A 705-nucleotide genomic window follows, 5' to 3' on the forward strand; every position below is an offset into this window, starting at 1 on the left:
GTGCGTGACGTCCGGGGGCGCGGCGGCCGCGGGCCCGGCGTCGGCCGGCTCGGCGTCGGAGGGATCCGTGTGGGCGGGCTCCAGATCCGCGGGCTTCGTGTCTGCGGGCTCGACGTCCGCGGGCTCCACGTTCGTGTCGGCGGGGTCGGTGTCCGCAGGTCCGACGTTCGCGGGCTTTGCGTCGGCGGGCTCCAGGCCCGCAGGCTTCGTGTCCGCGGGTTCAAGGTCCGCAGGCCTCTTGTCCGCGGGCTCCACATCCGCGGGCTTCGTGTCGGAGGGCTCGGCGTCCGCAGGCCCGACGCTCGCGGGCTCCACGTCCGCGGGGTTCGTGTCGGAGGGCTCGGCGTCCGCAGGCCCGACGCTCGCGGGCTCCACGTCCGCGAGTTGCGCGTGCTTGGGCTCCGCGTCCGCGGGTTCGACACCCGTGGGCCCGGTGTCCGCAGGCTTCGCGTCGGCGGGTTCCACGCCCGTGGGTTCCGCGGCCCTGGGGTCGACACCCGCAGGCCCGGTGTCCGGACGCCCGGTGTCCGCGCGCTCGACCGCCGTGCGCTCCGCGGGCGTGAACTCGGGCCAGCGCTGGGTGGCGTCGAAGCCCGGGCTCCCGGCGTCGGTGGTGGCCGCGGCGGCGGGCTCGGGCCAGAGCCGCTGGGGTCCGGTGTCCGCGGGCTCCGCCGGGGCGGACGCGGGGGCGTCCGGGAACGGGGC

Annotated in this window: 1 protein-coding gene and 1 pseudogene; one reads left to right on the plus strand and one right to left on the minus strand. The window is 78.2% G+C overall.

The features are described from left to right. Window positions 1-465: pseudogene (locus ACOV8S_RS31055) on the minus strand (hypothetical protein); the annotation flags it as partial. Window positions 466-523: 58 nt separating this feature from the next. Between ACOV8S_RS31055 and ACOV8S_RS31060 the strand changes: the two are divergent. Further along, window positions 524-705 (plus strand): hypothetical protein (locus tag ACOV8S_RS31060; protein WP_448321824.1); only part of this gene is annotated, 182 nt, incomplete at its 3' end.

This window comes from Streptomyces sp. CO7 (assembly GCF_053474865.1).